The organism is Peribacillus sp. NPDC096379 (genome assembly GCF_044762875.1).
Taxonomy (GTDB): domain Bacteria; phylum Bacillota; class Bacilli; order Bacillales; family DSM-1321; genus Peribacillus.
Genome location: NZ_JBIWFD010000001.1, coordinates 306206 through 324966, shown reverse-complemented (window position 1 = coordinate 324966; position 18761 = coordinate 306206). Strand labels below are relative to the sequence as shown.

Annotated in this window: 19 protein-coding genes; 6 read left to right on the top strand and 13 right to left on the bottom strand. The window is 37.1% G+C overall.

The window, feature by feature from the left end; all coding sequences use genetic code 11:
- Positions 1–31 precede the first annotated feature (31 nt).
- Positions 32–943: an EamA family transporter gene (locus ACIQZI_RS01655; protein WP_403068563.1), complete on the bottom strand. Its 912-nt coding sequence runs from the start codon at positions 941–943 to the stop codon at positions 32–34.
- A 350-nt stretch (positions 944–1293) separates the two neighbouring features.
- Here ACIQZI_RS01655 and ACIQZI_RS01650 point away from each other — a divergent pair, with 350 nt between their 5' ends.
- The gene (locus tag ACIQZI_RS01650) at positions 1294–1512 is read left to right on the top strand and encodes a DUF1659 domain-containing protein (RefSeq protein ID WP_403068560.1); all 219 of its coding nucleotides are present in this window, start codon (positions 1294–1296) and stop codon (positions 1510–1512) included.
- 29 nt (positions 1513–1541) lie between these two features.
- Entirely contained in the window at positions 1542–1760 is a 219-nt protein-coding gene (locus tag ACIQZI_RS01645) for a DUF2922 domain-containing protein (RefSeq protein WP_403068557.1), read from the top strand.
- Positions 1761–1994: 234 nt separating this feature from the next.
- Here ACIQZI_RS01645 and ACIQZI_RS01640 read toward each other — a convergent pair whose 3' ends face one another.
- The 6 genes from ACIQZI_RS01640 to ACIQZI_RS01615 form a co-directional block, all read right to left on the bottom strand.
- A complete protein-coding gene (locus ACIQZI_RS01640; protein ID WP_062176285.1) occupies positions 1995–2690 on the bottom strand; it encodes an ABC transporter ATP-binding protein in 696 nt (231 codons plus the stop codon).
- Entirely contained in the window at positions 2687–3499 is an 813-nt protein-coding gene (locus ACIQZI_RS01635) for an ABC transporter permease (protein WP_062182967.1), read from the bottom strand. Before ACIQZI_RS01635 ends, ACIQZI_RS01640 begins: the two co-directional genes overlap by 4 nt.
- A gap of 142 nt (positions 3500–3641) precedes the next feature.
- Complete coding sequence (locus ACIQZI_RS01630) at positions 3642–4160, bottom strand: nitrous oxide reductase accessory protein NosL (protein ID WP_403068552.1); 519 nt, start codon at positions 4158–4160, stop codon at positions 3642–3644.
- Complete coding sequence (locus tag ACIQZI_RS01625) at positions 4157–5383, bottom strand: right-handed parallel beta-helix repeat-containing protein (protein ID WP_403068549.1); 1227 nt, start codon at positions 5381–5383, stop codon at positions 4157–4159. The genes ACIQZI_RS01630 and ACIQZI_RS01625 overlap by 4 nt, the downstream gene beginning before the upstream one ends.
- A 386-nt stretch (positions 5384–5769) precedes the next feature.
- Positions 5770–6186: a FixH family protein gene (locus tag ACIQZI_RS01620; protein ID WP_403068546.1), complete on the bottom strand. Its 417-nt coding sequence runs from the start codon at positions 6184–6186 to the stop codon at positions 5770–5772.
- A 72-nt stretch (positions 6187–6258) separates the two neighbouring features.
- Positions 6259–7659: a PepSY-associated TM helix domain-containing protein gene (locus tag ACIQZI_RS01615; RefSeq protein ID WP_403068543.1), complete on the bottom strand. Its 1401-nt coding sequence runs from the start codon at positions 7657–7659 to the stop codon at positions 6259–6261.
- A gap of 674 nt (positions 7660–8333) precedes the next feature.
- On the opposite strand from ACIQZI_RS01615, the gene ACIQZI_RS01610 reads away from it, so the two are divergent.
- A complete protein-coding gene (locus tag ACIQZI_RS01610; RefSeq protein ID WP_403068540.1) occupies positions 8334–8552 on the top strand; it encodes a DUF1659 domain-containing protein in 219 nt (72 codons plus the stop codon).
- A 29-nt stretch (positions 8553–8581) separates the two neighbouring features.
- On the top strand, positions 8582–8800 hold the full coding sequence (locus tag ACIQZI_RS01605; RefSeq protein ID WP_403068537.1) for a DUF2922 domain-containing protein: 219 nt from the start codon (positions 8582–8584) through the stop codon (positions 8798–8800).
- Positions 8801–8975: 175 nt separating this feature from the next.
- On the opposite strand, the gene ACIQZI_RS01600 is transcribed toward ACIQZI_RS01605, so the two are convergent.
- The 6 genes from ACIQZI_RS01600 to ACIQZI_RS01575 all read right to left on the bottom strand — a co-directional run bounded on the left by ACIQZI_RS01600 (position 8976) and on the right by ACIQZI_RS01575 (position 16978).
- Positions 8976–9854, bottom strand: coding sequence for a radical SAM/SPASM domain-containing protein (locus tag ACIQZI_RS01600; RefSeq protein WP_403068534.1), 879 nt, complete (start codon positions 9852–9854; stop codon positions 8976–8978).
- 431 nt (positions 9855–10285) lie between these two features.
- Positions 10286–11455: an MFS transporter gene (locus ACIQZI_RS01595; protein WP_403068531.1), complete on the bottom strand. Its 1170-nt coding sequence runs from the start codon at positions 11453–11455 to the stop codon at positions 10286–10288.
- A gap of 282 nt (positions 11456–11737) precedes the next feature.
- Positions 11738–13165, bottom strand: a complete 1428-nt coding sequence (locus tag ACIQZI_RS01590; protein ID WP_403068528.1) for a 6-phospho-beta-glucosidase — start codon at positions 13163–13165, stop codon at positions 11738–11740.
- A gap of 28 nt (positions 13166–13193) precedes the next feature.
- Positions 13194–15062, bottom strand: a complete 1869-nt coding sequence (locus ACIQZI_RS01585; protein WP_403068525.1) for a beta-glucoside-specific PTS transporter subunit IIABC — start codon at positions 15060–15062, stop codon at positions 13194–13196.
- A 438-nt stretch (positions 15063–15500) separates the two neighbouring features.
- Positions 15501–16382 carry a LysR family transcriptional regulator gene (locus ACIQZI_RS01580; RefSeq protein ID WP_403068522.1) on the bottom strand — a complete coding sequence of 294 codons (882 nt, stop codon included), beginning with the start codon at positions 16380–16382 and terminating at the stop codon, positions 15501–15503.
- Positions 16383–16438: 56 nt separating this feature from the next.
- Entirely contained in the window at positions 16439–16978 is a 540-nt protein-coding gene (locus tag ACIQZI_RS01575; RefSeq protein WP_403068519.1) for a TetR/AcrR family transcriptional regulator, read from the bottom strand.
- A 245-nt stretch (positions 16979–17223) separates the two neighbouring features.
- Here ACIQZI_RS01575 and ACIQZI_RS01570 point away from each other — a divergent pair, with 245 nt between their 5' ends.
- Positions 17224–17970 carry an SDR family oxidoreductase gene (locus tag ACIQZI_RS01570; RefSeq protein ID WP_403068516.1) on the top strand — a complete coding sequence of 249 codons (747 nt, stop codon included), beginning with the start codon at positions 17224–17226 and terminating at the stop codon, positions 17968–17970.
- A gap of 27 nt (positions 17971–17997) precedes the next feature.
- Positions 17998–18738: a dihydrofolate reductase family protein gene (locus ACIQZI_RS01565; RefSeq protein WP_403068513.1), complete on the top strand. Its 741-nt coding sequence runs from the start codon at positions 17998–18000 to the stop codon at positions 18736–18738.
- The last annotated feature ends 23 nt before the right edge of the window (positions 18739–18761 follow it).

Genomic DNA, 18761 nt, shown 5'->3' with positions numbered 1-18761 from the left:
TTTTGAATAAACATTTTATCTGCGTACTTGTTTAAGAGGTTAGACGTAAGACAAGAATGCCTACAACTGTAACGACAAGTCCCGTAATTTCACGTTTACTCATGTTTTCTTTCAAATAAAAATGAGCATATAAAATGACGAGTGCAACGCTCATTGCACTAATGGCCGAAACAATTCCGGTGATCCCTTCGCGGAATGCGGGAAAGAGAAACATCATGCCCGCTATATTCGTAATCCCTACAAACATTCCCCAGCCTAACGTTCTTTTCAAAGTCCAGTGTGGAATGTTATTTTGTTGTGTAGTCTTGTTTGGCGCTTCCTCATACTGATCTTTTTCCTGAACAGTAGATTTACTCTTTGCATAGGTAATGGCCCAGGTAATACCAAACAATACTGTTCCGGTTACATACATGATGATTAATGCAGGTAGTGTAGCTGCGCCAGCAATGGTTGATTGTTTGATGGACACATCTGAAAAGCCGAAGAAAAGCATCGTTAGAATTCCCCATTGAATCCCTTTTAACTGATTGAGCTTTAAATCCTGTGAATATTTAATAAGGATCAGGCCTAGTAAGACAATAAAAAACGCGGTTAATTGCCAGGTTGATAGAACCTCTCCCCATAGTATATAGGCAACAATTACGACAACTAGCGGCGGCAGTCCTGAAAATAAAGCAATAATCGAGGCCTTACCCACCGCATACCCTCTATACATAGAAGCGTTGGCTATATATGAAAACAATCCCATTAAAACTCCATACCATGCACCGATTGACCAAGGTTGTTTGGCGATAACATTACTAATCAAAGCAATCAAAGTACCAGATATGTAGACACCTAAAAGTAATAGATTACGATCAATCGGTCTTTGTGACGTCCATTGATAAAGAATTCCCCTAATCCCGAAGCAAATAGCCGCAGCTCCTGCGAAAAAAAACCACATGTCCTGTTCTCCTCCCTATTCTCTCTAAACATGCTACTCCCTTTCCCCTTTGTGTTAGCGAAATAATAGCGATTATTTACTTTCCACATTACCGTCAGCCATTACCCCCCATCTATTTCCATTTCCATTCAACCATAAGGGAACTGAATTATTCTGTCAATTTAAATAGTAAATACACCGAATAAGACCGCAAGACTAAGGCTCTAAGCGACCATTGAAGCGGATTCCTTTAATGCTCTAAAAAATTGAAATTCAATCTTTCAATCTAGAATCCCTTTTAAAAACTTTTTTTACCCATGCTACTTTTTTCGTTTTAACGCTTATAAAGAAAGTGAAAGGAGGTGAGCAACGTGGCAATTGAAATTCTTGAAGCTGTAACAATCCGCTTAGAGTTTGAAACAGGCATGGATGAAAAAGGCATACCGATTGTGAAGCGTAAATCATTTTCCAATGTAAAAACAGATGCTGCTTCAGATGATATTTTAGCAGCAGCTGACGCGATCGCAGGGTTACAAATGCACCCTCTCGCAAAAGTCGCTCAAATCGGGACAACTGTTCTATCTAATTAATTTTCTAAGGAAAGAAGGGGGTGAAGCAAATGGCAAAAACACTAGAATTATTGTTTCTAACCGAAGGTGGTAAATCAGTAACACTTTCTGTTACTGACCCAATTGAACCGGTTGATGTAGAAATTGTGAAAACCGCTATGGATACAGTCATAGCGAGCAATGTGTTCACAACAGCGTCCGGATCATTCATTAGCGCGAAAGGGGTAAGAGTTGTCGAGCGCAATGTGAGTGAATATGAAGTGAATTAATGAAAGGAGACCGAGGCTGTCCTGTAATTAGGACAGCCTCGGTCTCCTTGTGTAAAGTGACAATCAAGTTATTTAATTTTAAAATCCAAACAGGCATAACAATCGGGGCAGCACTACTAGCACCGAATTTCACAGGTTTGCTAGCCGCAGGTAAAAGTGCGGATTTTATCGACAGCAGGGTATACAGGTGAAAAATAGCTTTATCCACTTGAGGAAGGAGCGCTTAAGCTACTCTCATTGGCGATGAAGCTTCATCAACTTCATCGTCGTCTCTTCTATTTTGTTTTCATTATGGATTGTCTCAATGACTTCCCCTTGTTTCATAAATAGAATGACGTCACCCGTCTCAGCTGCTACATCCATCATATGTGTAGAAAAAACAATGATTGTGCCTTCTTTTTTAATCTGATTAAGAATTTCAACGAACCGATTTACCCAGTAGGGATCCAATCCGTTTGTCGGCTCATCTAATAACAAGACATTCGGTTTGGCTAAAATTGATTGACCGAATATTAGACGCTGCCTCATTCCCTTAGATAAGCTTTTTACTAACTCACGTTTTTTGTCAACTAGACCGATCAAATCGATTACTTCGTTTACTCGATCTTTTTTCACTTTCCGGAATGATCCATAAAAATTAAGGAACTCTTCAATCGTCATCATTTCCTGGGCATGGAAATCATCTGGCATAAAACCAATTTCGGTTAAATAATTCTCACGGTTTAAGATAATCCCTTTCCCGTTAATAGAGGTTGTGCCACTTGATGGAGAAAGGATACCAGCAATGATTTGCAGTAATGTACTTTTGCCAGCACCATTTCCACCGCATAAAACAACACAAATCCCCTCCGTTGCTTCAAAGGAACATGGATATAACGCTGTTTTTTTTTTATAAACTTTCGAGACATCTTCCACTTTTAATCCTGTCATCGCCTTTTCCTCCATTCCAGCATGAGCATCGAAAACAATAATGTAATTGCCATAAATCCAATAAAATATAAAATATAATTAAGAATTCCATACGGTGGGTCTAAATAGGGCACAAGTGAATCATATGCTTGCCCAAAAACAGCTCCTCCATCAAGGTTTATGACTAAGGACACCCGAATAAATTCAGCTGGATTGGCAAATAGGGCTAGTTTCATTAACGGGGCAATCCATGGATAAGGGACCAAACCTAAAACACCAATTAACGCAGTCGGCCAAATCATGATTAAGAAAAACCAAATAATGACTGATATTGATAACGCCTGCCACCTTGTCGATACGATACATCCAAGTGTTATACCAAGGACGAGAAAGAAAAAAATTAGACTCATAGAAAAAAAGTAAATTGACAGAAGCCATTCACTAGAAAAACCATTTCCACTTACTAGTCCAATTGCCAAGCTAACTCCATAACTAAACGTAAACACGATCGCTTGAGCAGTGAATTGACCACCTATTTTCCCTGATATGTACGATATAGAAAATAAAGGATAGGTATTCAACAACCGCCATTGTCCATTTTCCATTTCATTGGCGATAGAAAAGGAACCAATGATCAACATGAAAAGCGGAATGATATATAAGGCAACATTGACCACAGTTCCAGTCATATTTGTATATCCAGATAAGGATGGAGCGCTACTTTGCACTAAAAATAAGAGAGAAAGTACAGTAACCCATAAGACTAAAAAAGAATAAAAAGATCGCTGTCGTATCGTCATGCGCAGTTCAGAGTGCCAAATATTCCACATCTTAATTCCTCTTTTCGAAAATTCTTCACCATAAATAGCTTTATTGTCTAAATTCAATCCACTAATTTCTTCCCATAGTATTAAAAGAAGCTTTTTGATAAGAAAAAGGGACCGTCCGAAAACGGAGCCGGCCCTCTATTTATTAATGAGAATGGCTATGATCATCTTTTGCACCGTCTGAATGTAAATGGTTCGCTTTGTCTTGCTTTTGCTTCCAATCATGGCCAGCTAAATCATTGGCAGTCATTATCGTACTGCCTTCATTTTCCGCAGCAAACTCTTCTGCAGTAGCCTTATCTTTAAATGATATTACATTATAAGCCATTGGCGTTTTAACCGATTGATTATATACATAAGTTGCATCGTCCACTAACATCCACTCTTTATCATGATAATCACGGACAAATTCAGCATCAATTTTTTCATTTTCATGTTTAGTTACCCATTCGTACATACAACCTACATCATCAAAAACCATAGATTTTCCGTTTTCCAAAATGATCTGGGTAGCATATTGGTTGTCAATAACAGCCATATTACATGTTTCGCAAGTGTCCGTTGCTTCATTAATAGCAACTGGTTGCGCTTTATCATTTCCACACGCTGCAAGAATCATTATTAATCCTGCCAACACAATAAAACTAAACAGTTTTTTCTTCATCTTCTTTTCCTCCCAAATATAAATAGACTAAAACTGGATAAAATCATTACTACACTTATGATCCATAAACTAAAACTCGTTGATCTTTCTTTTTCGACTTCTATCGTCATGTTCATTAAAGGGGCTGAGTCTGTAAGCAATTGGTCAGCCGGGCTTTTCAATATATTTTGTAACAGGATAAGCCCTGGTGCTTGGAAAAATAGCTGATATTCTGGAACTGCGTTTGTCAAAGTAAGAAAATACGGATCAGCGCTATAGACAATTTCACTCTTGCCATCTCCATTTACATCAACCTTGCTTGCTGCATCCCAATAGTTCCCATTAACTTGATTATTTGCACTTTCTATTGCCTGTGCATCATTGACATTTCCAACAAATGTATTACGCATTATATTATTTCCGTTCGATTTTTTAAATTGTACCCCGATAAAATTGTCCTTGATTTTATTGGAATCTATTCGGTTATTTTCAGCCTCTTCAATAAAAATGCCTACACGATTGGAGATAAACTCATTTCCAATCACTTCAGTGTCAATAGACAAATAAATTAACAGTCCTTGTGCATTCACACTTTTGTTATTTGACAAAAATTTATTATTACTAACGACTGTCCGCTTTGATTCCATTAACATTGTCCCTGTTATATTCGCTCTAGATGCATTTTCGTCAAGTACATTTTCATTTGAAAACATGAGATGCATACCGTAACGGGATATTTGGATATCATTCCTATGTATAGTATTCCCATTGCTTTGCTCCAAATAAATTCCATCCGTAACATTGGTAATTTTAAGATTTTCAAACGTATTCTGATTGGATTTCCATAAATCAATCCCATTGCCTTGCTTCCTGCCAACAATCTCGCTATCTTGGATCGTTACGCCATTCGCATGATCAAGTCTAATACCGAAACGCGTCGTCTCAATAGCAAGTCCCTCCAGTTTATGATTGGAACCAGTAACATAAATGGCTGTATCTTCTTTTTCATCTCCACAGTGTTCCACTTTAATATTTTTTAGAGTAACTGACTCACCGCTCATTGTAACTACCGGATCAGATTGACAAGATCGAAGAAGGACTTCACCTTTTCCTTTTAAGGTTATTGGCTTGGTAATTACCAATGTTTCCTCATATTCCCCCTCATTTAGTTCAATTGTGGCACCCTTTTGTGCCTCGTCGATTTTAGATTGTAAAGTGCCTTCTGCAACAGACACAGCGGGCATGAATAATGATAAAACGAGGAGAAACATTATGTAGTTCAATATTTTCATTGCTTTGGTTTCCTCGCTTTCATATAGATTTCCTTTAAGAATATTTAAGTTTAGAAGATAAAACAAGTAGACGCATGATAAAACATGTGAAAAATTGGTGAACTTGGTAGATTGCTGTCAAAACTAATGAACATACATGCACCATTGGACGAGATTCGTTCACCTGGAGCATTTCTAAAAGTAATTGAAAGACTTCTTTTCTATAAATATCAAGGGTGAAACTTTTCTCCTAAAAGAAAAAGGCAGGAATTTCCCCTGCCACTGTAACTGGATAACCCATAATAATGGGGGAAAATAAACCGGTGTTGTCATACATCTCTCTTATCTAAATCAATCGTTCAATGATGATGACCCTGATGATTGCTTTTCTTAACAGGCTCTTCTCTTAAAGCATTTATTTCCTCTTCTGAGACTTCCCCAACAATAAGTTGTTTTTTAGGCATGACATGAAGTCCTCTGGCATTGACATGAGTTTGAACATAATAGATTCCATCTTTACTAAACTGTTTAGAAACAGTATATGTTCCATTACCTGTAAAATCAGCTTGAAGCATTTCACTATCTTGAGTAGTAGCATTCCAAATTTCAAATTGAACATCTTGTGCATCATCTACATTGCTTGATCCCTGCGTTACATGAACTTTGAATATACATTCTTGGTTCAATGAAACAGCATCAGATAGTATGATGTCCGCTTCAATCACTTGCATTTTTTCTTGAGAGGAACTGCTAGTTGCATTACATCCACTAATCATACAAACAAGTATAAATGCAGATAGTATGAAAATATATTTTCTCATGGTACTCAAATATCCTCTCTTCTTCTATTAATTTATCCATCCTCTTAACGGCTTAAATTTAGGTAGAACAAAACGATCTAATAAAAACACCAAAATTATAGAAATACCAACTAACGGCATGACTATTCCTAATACAAGCATGATAAAAAATACAGTTCTAGTTAATTTCTTATCATGAACTTTAGAAGGAGCACCTAATTTACCAGAAGGTTTACGTTTTTTCCACATGATAAATGAACTAATGACCACCCCTATTAATCCCATACATACAATGAGACCAATGATTTGATTGGCTAATCCAAATAATCTTCCTTCATGTAATGCAATGCCGACTGTTATGGCCTTTGCCGTAATTCCATAATCGTTAAAGCGAACATCTGTTAATACCGCTCCACTATATTGATCAATGTTTAATGTCGCGTTATCTCCTGGTTTTGTATGGGAAGTTGTGACGGTATATACGCCTTTTTCAGACTGTGGCATAGATATGGTATAAGGCTTTGCCACCTTGTTATTTCCAGCAATATAAGAAACGTCTTCCAGTGAAATAGTCGAATAACTACTTGTTTCAGAAGAAGGCACTGCCAAATTTTCAGTTGCCCATGGTCCATCTTGTGCAACATCTTTCGTTCTAATGATAGACTCTGGTTTTGCATCCCAACTGTACGCATAAGGAGGAGTCCCTGTATTAGTAGCAGTAGCGAAACGGTTTATTTGTTCACCCATTACTCCTGACCATGGAAGCCCCGTCCCTATTAAAATCAAAACAAATATCGATAACCAAAAGGCAGGAACAGCGTGCATATCTCTCCAGAATATCCGGCCTTTCTTGTTGAATCTAGGTAGAATAGTCCCCCAGATAGACGCCTTATTTCTAGGCCACCATATATATAGACCAGTTATAAGCAAGATTACACACCAACATGCAGCAAGTTCCACCAAGCGGTTGGCGAATGTACCACCTATTATTAATTCGCTATGCAGCTTTTTAAATATCTCTGTAAATTTCTTTTCTGAATTTAGCGATCCAGTTATTGTACCTGTATATGGATCTACAAATACCGAAAGTGATTGGCCAGCATTAGAAATACTAATTTCTGATGTTCGTAATGGGTCATCATACGTTTTATACGAATTTACAATCCCTTCAGGGTACTTTTCTTTTACCAGACTTATCTGCTCTGAAGGAGAAATCAGAGATGAATGACTCTCCTTCACATAGTAGAGGTCCTGATATAGAAAGGATTCTATTTGTGGCTTGAATAAATATACTGCACCACTAAAAGCCAAAATAATTAAAAATGGGGAAAATATAAGTCCTGCGTAAAAATGCCATCTCCAAACGATTCGATAAATAGAGGTCTTGTTACGTTTACTTTCCTTTTCATTATGTTTTCGAGGTTCTTCATTAAGTTTTAATGCTTCCATATCTCTTCTCCCTTTATATTAGTCCAACAAATTCTACTAATTGGCTTTATGTTACGATAGATGATTCATTTACACGCATATTGCTTTTTATCACATTCTGAAAATTACAAATATTAACGTTCGAACCATGTTAAAATTTGTTATTATTATTCTCTCAATAACATTAGACACCTCCAAATTTTTTCGATTTATATCCTAAATTACTCTCATCTAATGCATCCGTGAATATAAGAAAGTACCATTATCAGTGTACTCTTTTGGATACCATCGATTTAAATCTCATATTAACTGATTTTAATTTTTGATAATTGTAAATAACGGTACATCTTGTTAATCTATAACATTTTTTTAATAATCTATTAATAAAACCCCTTATATAACACCATTTTTTTCAAATTAAATTCGGGTTGTGAGTATAAATGTTATATAAATGCTAGTCGCTTTTGTAAGACAATATAGCTCTTTAATTTTAAAACCACAAACACGCATAACCCTGTTCTGATTTTAGAACGGGGTTAAAACAAAGTTAGTTATTTTCAAATGTAAAAACCGCCCCTTTTCCATAGAAAAGTCGGGATACAATCACTCAATCTAGAAACCCTTTTAAAAACTTTTTCCCGATGCTACTTTTTATCTTTTACCGCTTATAAAGAAAGTGAAAAGTGGTGAGCAACGTGGCCATTGAAATTCTTGAAGCTGTAACGATCCGCTTAGAATTTGAAAAGGGTTTGGACGAAAAAGGCATACCAATTGTGAAGCGTAAATCATTTTCCAAGGTAAAAACAGATGCTGCTTCAGATGATATTTTAGCGGCAACTGAAGCGATCGCAGGGTTACAAATGCACCCTCTTGCAAAAGTCGCTCAAATCGGGACAACTATTCTATCTAATTAATTTTCGAAGGAAAGAAAGGGGTGAAGAAAATGGCAAAAATACTGGAATTATTGTTTCTAACCGAAGACGGTAAATCAATAGCACTTTCCGTTGCTGATCCAATTGAACCGGTTGACGTAGAAAAAGTGAAAACAGCTATGGATACAATCATAGCGAGCAATGTGTTCACAACAGCGTCCGGATCATTCATGAGCGCGAAAGGGGTAAGAGTTGTCGAGCGCAATGTGAGTGAATATGAAGTGAATTAATTAAAAGAGGCCGAGGCTGTCCTGTAATTAGGACAGCCTCGGCCTCTTAATACGATCTAACATAATCATTTTCTAATGATTCGTTTTATTTTCCAAGCATTTCGCGTTATATCTAAATGAGATAATGAGTTGGAATGACTTCATCTAACTTACTAAATCCTAGCCATTTGCCTATCTATTTTCCAAACCTTTTGCGATATCCGCATTTTCTACATAGTTCCTCCACTGCCACTCTTCGTGAAAAACCGTCTACAAGTTTTTTTGCTCGATCCATCTCGATAATATCAGAAAATGAATCATCATTAATATTTCCAAGGTTGATCACTCCCTCACCATCTAGACAGCAAGGAATAACAGTTCCGTTTGCTAAAATACCTGCTTGATTTCGCATGCCATAGCAGAAGCCCTTCCCATCATCTTCTTCTTCATGTAACGCAGGCCACTGAAACTCGTAATCTTGATTGATGAAGATGCGGTCCGCAATTTTCACGCCGCTTCCTGGTACGACCTTCTCTTCAATTTTGTAGTCTAAATCAAATTCTTTCTCAATCATTTCTAGTAATTCTCTGTTTCGTTTTCTTTCAATATTCGTCGTATTGTCTTGTGTAAGGTTCCATAATCTCAGGGAAACAATCATTTCTGATTGACTCGTTGCTTCTTTAATAAAAGAAAGGATACTTTTCACATACCCTTCCTTATCTTTAGAACCAATATGGCCATCAAAGCTATGGAGTGAAAAATTCATTTGTCTTAGCGCAGGCTTATTTAATAATTTTTCTCTCTTTTTATTAATTAATGTTCCATTGGTTGTAATATTAACTTTAAACCCTTTTTCATGACTTACGTCTAACAATTGGCCTATTTTAGGATGGAGCAATGGCTCACCTTTTACATGTAAATAAATGTAGTCTGTGTGCGGTTTAATTTGGTCTAATCTCTTAGAAAAATCCTCCACAGAAATGAATTGCTTCTGCCGTTCTGTTGGCGGACAAAAGCTGCATGCAAGATTACATACACTTGTAATCTCTAAGTAAAACTTCTTAAATTTTTTCACGATCAATTCCTCACTTCTTTGACTACTTAGAACAGGATGAACGATTGTTCTATCACTATTACAGCATACTTGTTCCTAAATAGAAACATACTTATTCAAGGAAACTACCGTTACTATTTTTCTGTTTAACAAAAATGAACGTGTATTTTACCTATTATTTATCCTACTACTATCTATACAGGAATTCCTTCACTGCATTGTTTACATAGTAGTAAAAACCATCAGAGAATTTTCTCCAATGGTCTTCACATGTTAGCGAACGATTAGGTATCTAATATTTTGTTGAAATTTCCACCAAAATTATCCCACCATATAGTGTATTCCGTTTTATCTAGTCTTAGGAGACACCTTTACTTAAAAACCTTATTTACTTATGGTAAGGTTCACCGAGCCGCCATACTTTGTTGCGAGATGCAGCGGTTAACCTATTTTTAGGATAGAGTACCTGTTTTAAGTTGGCTAAGCTCTTTGCTTTTCAACAAACGCTTTACAAAGAAAATGAACAGCAACAGGGAAAACACGACCGACACGGCACTGACCGTGAACAATACTTGGTAGCTCGTGTACTGGGAAACCCAACCTAGTATGATTGCACCAAGTCCGATTCCGAGATCGGTAGCAGTCGAAAATGAAGCATTGGCTACCCCTGTACGTTCTGGACTGACAAGACGGATCGTTGCCGCTTGAAGAGCAGGTTGCGCGGAACCGAAACCAATCCCGTACATAACCGCCGAAATGATCACGCCGAACAAATTGGTCGAGAAACTCAAGACAATCAAAGCCGAAACCGTAATCACTAGTGCAGGTATAATAACAAACGTCTCACTGTACCGGTCTGAAAGTTTCCCCGCAATGGGACGGATTAGGACAAGCGCGGCTGCATAAACGAGAAAGAATGTCCCGGAATTGACCTGGATCGAGTCGGCAAACAACGGTACAAAGGTGGTAATGCCGCCATAAGCGATAAACAGCAAAAAGATTGATGCCATAACGGGCAAGACCGATTTTTCGAAAAGCTCGATTTTCCTTGCCCTCGTTTGAGGCTTAAAAGACGTTTTGGCTCCAAACGTTAAGAACAGAGCTGCGGCAGAGATTCCAACTGCTAGTAGAAATAAAGAATGATACGAGAAGTTCTGTGCAACCCATAGACCGAACATCGGACCGATTGCCATAGCTAAAGTCATCGCCATCCCAGACCACCCTAGACCTTCCCCGCGGCGTTTGGACGGAATCAAATCCGTAACCGCGGTGAGAATCGCGGTTGTGGAAACGGCCCAAGTCACCCCATGCAATATTCTGAGGACCATTAAAACAGCGATTCCGCCAATCCAATTGTACATGTACATTGCTATAGCGAAGAATAGCAGTCCCCAGACGATAAACGGGCGCCTACCGAACCGGTCCAACAGCCATCCGACGAACGGGCGAAAAATAACAGAAGACAGCATAAAAGCCCCCATTGCCAGACCGACCTGTGATTCGTTGCCACCCATCTCTTTAATAAACAGTGGCAATGTTGGATACAACATATAAAATGCTGTGAATAGGAAAAACATCCCTACGGTCATGAGAATAAACGATTTTGTCCATAGGCGTTCCAATTTGCATTCCTCCTTGAGTAAAAGATCTCATGTTATTCCATCTATCATTTTAAGTTACTTCGTTAAAGCTAAATTGATTTTAGCAAAAAAGGAAAAACCTAAATCACTAGAATTGAAGACACAAAGCGTGCTTAATTTCTGCGATTTAAGTTTTGCCTGCTTGTAGTAACAATCCCGTGCCACTTATTTAAAAGGGCTGATTTTTTATACACATATGGTCTGCCCGTAAAGATCAGTCTTTTGCAAAAGCCCCTTTAAACCTGAAATTTATTATTTAAGTCTTTATTCTAAATCTTCACCGTTACTAGCTATTACTTTTTTGTACCAATGAAATGACTTCTTTTTACTTCGTCTCATACTTCCGTTTCCATCATTATCTTTATCCACATAGATGAACCCGTACCTTTTGTTCATCTCTCCAGAACTAGAGCTTACTAAGTCAATGCATCCCCAGGTAGTGTAGCCTAGCAAGTCCACGCCATCTTCTTCTACCGCTTCTTTCAATGCTTTGATATGTTCACGAATATACTCGATTCTATATTCATCTTCGATATCCCCATTTTCATCAGGTGTATCTACGGCTCCCAATCCATTTTCCACTATTAACAATGGTTTTTGATAGCGATCATATAATGCGTTCAATGTAATTCTAAGCCCAAGTGGATCAATCTGCCATCCCCATTCACTTGCTTTTAAATATGGGTTTCGTAATGTTGGAAATAGATTAGCAGCGGTTTGTGTATTTACTTCTGGATCAGCACTTGTTAATCGTGATCCATAATAACTAAATGAAACAAAGTCTACTGTATTTTTCTTTAGAAGTTCCACATCACCCTCTTGCATTTCTATGTGTATATTCATTCTTTCAAACATCTTTTTTGCATAATTCGGATATTCCCCACGGGATTGCACATCAACAAAGAAGTAATGTTCACGATCTCTTGTCATGGCTTTCCATACATCTTCTGGAGCACATGTATAAGGATACGTGCTGGCACCTGCTAACATACAACCTATCTTAAATTCAGGATTTATTCTATGGGCAATTTCAGTTGCTTTTGCACTTGCCACTAATTGGTGATGGGCTGCCTGATATTTTACAGCTTCTTCATTTTCTCCTTCTTCAAACACTAATCCCGAGCTCCCAAAAGGTAGATGTAATAACATGTTGATCTCATTAAAAGTAAGCCAATACTTTACTTTATCTTTATAACGAGTGAAGATGGTTTCACATAGTCTTTCATAATAATCTACCATTTTACGGCTTCTCCAAGAACCGATTGTTTTTACTAAATGTATAGGTACATCAAAATGAGTGATTGTAACTAAAGGTTCTATACCATATTTCAAGCATTCATCAAAAACATTTTCATAAAATTTCAAACCTTCTTCATTTGGTGTTGCATCATCGCCATTAGGAAAGATTCGAGTCCACGCAATAGATAATCGGAAGCATTTGAAACCCATTTCTGCCAATAAAGCTATGTCTTCTTTATAATGATGATAAAAGTCAATGGCTTCATGACTTGGATAATCATGCTGGTCATCGCATTCTAGCATTTTCATTTTACCTTTCATTACAGAAACGCGGTCCTTACCTGCTGGAATAACATCTACCGTAGATAATCCCTTATTCCCCTCTAAATATCCACCTTCACATTGGTTCGCAGCAGTTGCTCCTCCCCACAGAAAATCTTTTCTTAAAGTCATTTTACATACACTCCTTAATTAAATAATGTTATCCTTTTAAAACTAACAATTCATTATTAAAATCAATATTTCGATTGCTGTTATTTGTTATCACATCAGAATAATTGTGAGTATTCGTAACAATAATCGGGGTTTGAGTTACATATCCTGCCTGTCTAATTTTCTCTAAATCAAACGTCAGTAAAGTCTGTCCTTTGGTGACTTTTTGACCCTGTTCAACGTGTGCTTCAAAATACTTTCCATTCAATTCAACTGTGTTCAATCCAACATGGATAAGTATCTCAACCCCGTCATCCGATAATAAACCAATTGCATGTTTCGTAGGAAATAGTAAAACAATTTTCCCACTAAAAGGGGCAACCACTTTTCCTTCACTTGGTTCAATCGCAATTCCCTTCCCCATCGCTTCTGAGGCAAAGGCATTATCCTTTACATCCTTTAATGCAACAATTTGACCTTTAATTGGATTTGTTATTACTGTATCTTTAATTCTCAGTGTTTTATCATCTTTGCTATTTTCCTTCTGCTTAGGTGTATCTTTTTCATATTTAAGACTTAAGGCATAGGTCACTACTGCAGTAACAACAGCTGTAATTACTAATGCAATTAATATGCTATACAAATTCCAAATGTTTTCTCCGATGTAAAGTGGAATGGCTGGAATACCTGACGCACCTGTTGCATAACGTGAAACTCCCATTAATCCTGCGTACAGCCCTCCACAAGCACTACCAATCATAGCAGCAATTAGAGGATATTTTTTAGGTAAGTTAACACCGTAAAGTGCTGGTTCTGTAATTCCCATCAAACCTGTAATTCCACTAGCATTTGCGATTTGTTTAAATGATGTATCTTTCGTTCTCCAACCTACAACTAATGCAGCGACACCTTGTGAAATATTTGAAATGATGGCTCCTGGACCTAAAATATTTTCATATCCTGCTGTTGTTATTTGTGCTAAAGATAAAGGAACAATGCTATGGTGAATACCAAACATAACGAGTATTGGCCAAAGGGTAGCAACTAAGAAAATCACCAACCAAGCTCCTTGAGATCCTAAAAACTCAAATCCCATCGCCATATAATCTCCGACAAAAGAACCGAGTGGCCCTATTATTGTTAAAGCTAAGATTGCAGTTACGAAAATGGTGATCATCGGCACAAAGATAATTTTTATTGCATCTGGAATTATTTTTTTTACAAATCGTTCTATATAAGACTGCACGAAAACGATTAATAGAATTGGAATAACAGATGAGCCATATGAAACAAGTCTCATAGGCATTCCAAAGATCTCCACTGCCTCTCCAGCTGTATTTAATTGCGCAAAATTAGGGTGTAGTAATATTCCCGCTAGCACCATTGCCAAGGCAGGATTACATTTTAATTTGTTTGCAGCTGAATAAGCTAACAAAAACGGTAAGAAATAAAAAGCGGCATCGGCTATAAAATTCACTACATAATAGGTCTGGGAATCTCTTGAAATCAAATTAAACAAAAGGAGTAAAGCTAAAAGTGCTTTTATCATCCCTGCGCCAGCAATAGCTGGAACAATTGGACTAAACGTTCCGGAAATAAAATCTATTAATTTGTCTAAAAGACCTACTTTATTCTTTTTAGACGATTTACCCTCGGAATTTTCTAAGGGTTTTAAATGCTTAATGACTTCTTCGTAGACTTCTTCCACATGTGTCCCAATGACAACCTGAAATTGTCCTCCACTTTCGACGACATTAATAACACCCTCTAACGCTTTAACACCTTCTAGATCCGCTTTTTGATTATCGTTTAGTGCAAATCTAAGTCTGGTCATACAATGGGTTAGTGTCGAAACATTTTCGTTGCCACCAATTTTGTCTGCGATATCCTGAGCTAATTTTTCATATTTTTTGCTCATACAACAATGCCCTCTCTCTTTAAAATTTTTGCTAATATAACTGATCAACTGTAAATTATTACAATGAGTACGCATTCAAAAAGAATATGTATGTTTGGTATTTATTTATGGCTGTTCCCTCTGTGTACTTCAGACGATTCCAACTTGAATGCTAGTTATGTTAAGAAAGCGCTGATACAAAAAAGTAAAAATAAAAGAGTAAAATTAATTATTCCATTGTGCTTAAAGATAAATTCTAAAACAAGATTTACCCTCTATGTCATAACCGCTGCTTAAAATTTCTTTTACCTTATTCACCTCCATAACATAACTAGTCCAATAACTTTTTTACAAAATAAAAAAGTTATTTATCGGCAATAATAAAAGGCTGAATCCGTTTACACCTTTATATTAGCACCACATAAATAACTATATCCAATACCTATAATCTATGCTTTATTATGCCTGTAAGGCATGTTTGATAAATTGAATAAAGCGAGTAGTAGTTGGACTAAAAATCTTGTGTTTTTTCCAAACAATGACACAGCCTACTTTGAGTTCAGGATGAAACGGTCTAAAACAAAGATGTTCAGAATCCTTCATCATAAGAGCACCCTCAATACAGATTGCCGTTCCCATACCATTTTCCACAAGATTAACTACATTTGAAATTAAGTTATAGGTAGCTACAAAATGTAATTGAGAATATTCATCGGAAAACCAACTAGCAATTTCATTCTGTACTACAGTTCGACTAGAAATGAATAAAGGCACTCCAATAAGATCCTTTGGAGTCACATATTCTTTCTCTGCAAGAGGAGACGTTGTCTTTGTAAGAATTCCCCATCGTTCCTTTAGTGGCAATCTGATAAAATCATATTTTTCAATATTGATAGGCTCTAATAAAATTCCGACCTCGAGTACTCCTTTATCTATTTTTTCTTTTATATCATCCCCTGTTCCGCTAAAAATATGATAACTTACCTGTGGATATTCATTGTAAAATGCTTTTAACAATTTAGATAAAACTTGCGATGTCAGTGATTCAACACTGCCTATAGATATTGTTCCTCCAACTAGATTTTTCTGATCTTTAAATTCTTTCTCTGTCTTATCAGAAATCGTAAGAATTTCTTCTGCTCTCTGACATAAAAGCATACCAGCATCGGTTAACGATACCTTTCTTTTTCCACGTACAAGTAGTTGAGCTCCTAACTCTTTTTCTAAATCCGCCAATTGTCTGCTTAATGTGGGCTGTGTTATATGTAAAATTTCAGCTGCATGAGTAATACTTTCTACACGTGCAACTGTCAGAAAATACCGCAGTACTCTTAACTCCATTTTCTACCTCCTGATTAATATTCGATATGATTTTTAACTCTTTCCATATGGCATAACTATAGATTCCTATCTAACAAACTCCCCACTCGTTCTGCCATCACTTGAGGTGAGTAAGGCTTTCCATTCTTGAACCACCATTCCACTACACCTACGATCGCTGCTCCAAAAAATTGAAGAGTAACATCTTCGCCATGATTTTTTCCTTCTTTTATATCCACTTCATTCTTTAACTCTTCGAGGACAAATTCAAGGAACCGACTACGAAAATAAAGAGCCCCTTTACTCGCTAACATCGTTGAGAAGAATAAATAATGGCGCTCAAAATATTCGAACCATAACAATTCGGCATCTATATAATTCATTTCAGCTGCCAATTCGCACAGTTTACTTAGTTCGTTAATATGTTCTTCTGTAAGCTTATCTAGTAGATCATATTTATCCATGTAATGAAGATAGATGGTTCTTCGACCAACATTTGCTCTGTCGGCAATATCCTGCATCGTGATTTCATCAAAACTTTTTTCAGACATCAGTTCAACAAAAGCGTTTTTTATCGCTTCTTGCGATTTGAGTATTCTTCTATCTACTTTAGACATTGTGAGAGTCACCAAACTTTCTTAAAAATAATTGCACAATATGAATCGATTTGTGCGCTAATGCACGAATCGTGGTCATTTGGTCATTGAAAACACCCTGTTTTTATTTTACATTATACACAGATGAGCATTAATGCATCAATATGTATTTTTTGTCGAAATCAAACTTAACTACCTTCGGCCAAATAGAAGAGTAAAAATAAAAATTTAAAGACTCATTTATTTAAGAAAGGATGTTAAATAGGATGTCTAATATTCAAGATAAAGTTGTCCTTATTACGGGTGCATCTAGTGGGATTGGAGAAGCTACTGCAAAAAAACTTGCCTCTCAAGGTGCAAAGCTGGTCCTAGCAGCTCGTCGTGAAGACCGTTTAAAAAAATTACAAGAAGAGATTCAAAACGATGGTGGGCAAGCGATTTATAAAATGGCTGATGTGACTTCCCATGAACAAATGGAAGAACTAGCTGCATATGCGCTAGAACAGTTTGGAAAAATCGATGTGTTGGTGAATAATGCGGGCATTATGCCACAAGCTTTCCTATTCAAGAAAAAAATTGAGGAATGGGATCAGATGATTGACGTAAACATTAAAGGGGTTCTTTATGCAATTGCAGCAGTGCTACCTTCCATGAGAGAACGTAAATCAGGTCATGTTATCAACCTTTCTTCAGTAGCAGGACACAATATTTATCCAGGTGGAACAGTATATTGTGGTACAAAACATGCGGTAAGAGCCATTTCTGAAGGATTACGTCAAGAAGAAGCGATGAGTGGTACAAATATCCGTGTAACAAATATTTCGCCAGGGGCTATTAGCAGTGAATTATTAGACACTACATCAGATGCAGAAATGAGAGCAGGCCTAGATGATTTCTACCAAGTGGCGATTGAAGCGGACAATATTGCCCATACAATCGCATTTGCTATCGAGCAACCAGCAGAGGTAGGCATCAATGAAATAATTGTTCGTCCAACAGTACAAGTCGGTTAATGTAATTTTAATAGTGGAGGTCTTAAAATGGGCACACAATATGATGTAAAAAGTGCTAATCGTCCTTATATCGTTTGTCATATGATGACATCGTTAAACGGGAAAATTGCAGGTCCATTTATGAAATTACCTGAAATAAGGTTGGCAGATCAAGAATATGAGCGTACAAATGCTACATTTCAGCCACATGCATGGCTTTGCGGACGTGTCACAATGGAGGAGAATTTTACGAAGGGGCATCAACCAGAGCTTGATGAAAATGCTCTTGTTTATCCCCGGACAGATTATGTCGCAAAGCAAAATGCCAAAATGTATATTGTCTCTGTTGACCCTTCTGGCAAGCTAGGATGGACACAAAATTATGTTGATTACATGAAAAGACCGAGAGCACACATTATTGAAGTACTGACAAATAAGGTGTCTGATGCCTATATCGCGTATTTACAAAAGTATGAAATCTCCTATATTTTTGCTGGTGTCGATCGCTTAAACTGTACGTTAGCTGTTGAAAAACTAAAATCGTTATTTGAGATTGAGGTACTCATGCTATCTGGTGGTGGCTTTATCAACTGGGCATTTTTACAGGAAGAATTAATAGATGAATTAAGCATCGTGATGGCACCAGTGACTGATGGCGAACCGAGTACTGTGACACTCTTTGAAAAGGCAGACTATTTACCACCAAAAGCGCCTGTAGCATTTTCACTTAAAAGTGTCGAGCCTGTTTGTGATGATAGTATCTGGCTTCGATATACTGTAAAAAAGTAGAGTTGTGATGGTTTTGAAGGAGC

Excerpts from the sequence above, each read along its gene's own strand:
- ACIQZI_RS01575 (WP_403068519.1), bottom strand. The coding sequence starts at position 16,978 with ATGTCTAAAGTAGATAGAAGAATACTCAAATCGCAAGAAGCGATAAAA.
- ACIQZI_RS01640 (WP_062176285.1), bottom strand. The coding sequence starts at position 2,690 with ATGACAGGATTAAAAGTGGAAGATGTCTCGAAAGTTTATAAAAAAAAA.
- ACIQZI_RS01620 (WP_403068546.1), bottom strand. The coding sequence starts at position 6,186 with ATGATTAGTGGATGTAATGCAACTAGCAGTTCCTCTCAAGAAAAAATG.
- ACIQZI_RS01630 (WP_403068552.1), bottom strand. The coding sequence starts at position 4,160 with ATGAAGAAAAAACTGTTTAGTTTTATTGTGTTGGCAGGATTAATAATG.
- ACIQZI_RS01580 (WP_403068522.1), bottom strand. The coding sequence starts at position 16,382 with ATGGAGTTAAGAGTACTGCGGTATTTTCTGACAGTTGCACGTGTAGAA.
- ACIQZI_RS01585 (WP_403068525.1), bottom strand. The coding sequence starts at position 15,062 with ATGAGCAAAAAATATGAAAAATTAGCTCAGGATATCGCAGACAAAATT.
- ACIQZI_RS01625 (WP_403068549.1), bottom strand. The coding sequence starts at position 5,383 with ATGCCCGCTGTGTCTGTTGCAGAAGGCACTTTACAATCTAAAATCGAC.
- ACIQZI_RS01590 (WP_403068528.1), bottom strand. The coding sequence starts at position 13,165 with ATGACTTTAAGAAAAGATTTTCTGTGGGGAGGAGCAACTGCTGCGAAC.
- ACIQZI_RS01570 (WP_403068516.1), top strand. The coding sequence starts at position 17,224 with ATGTCTAATATTCAAGATAAAGTTGTCCTTATTACGGGTGCATCTAGT.
- ACIQZI_RS01635 (WP_062182967.1), bottom strand. The coding sequence starts at position 3,499 with ATGTGGAATATTTGGCACTCTGAACTGCGCATGACGATACGACAGCGA.
- ACIQZI_RS01615 (WP_403068543.1), bottom strand. The coding sequence starts at position 7,659 with ATGGAAGCATTAAAACTTAATGAAGAACCTCGAAAACATAATGAAAAG.
- ACIQZI_RS01655 (WP_403068563.1), bottom strand. The coding sequence starts at position 943 with ATGTGGTTTTTTTTCGCAGGAGCTGCGGCTATTTGCTTCGGGATTAGG.
- ACIQZI_RS01645 (WP_403068557.1), top strand. The coding sequence starts at position 1,542 with ATGGCAAAAACACTAGAATTATTGTTTCTAACCGAAGGTGGTAAATCA.
- ACIQZI_RS01605 (WP_403068537.1), top strand. The coding sequence starts at position 8,582 with ATGGCAAAAATACTGGAATTATTGTTTCTAACCGAAGACGGTAAATCA.
- ACIQZI_RS01565 (WP_403068513.1), top strand. The coding sequence starts at position 17,998 with ATGGGCACACAATATGATGTAAAAAGTGCTAATCGTCCTTATATCGTT.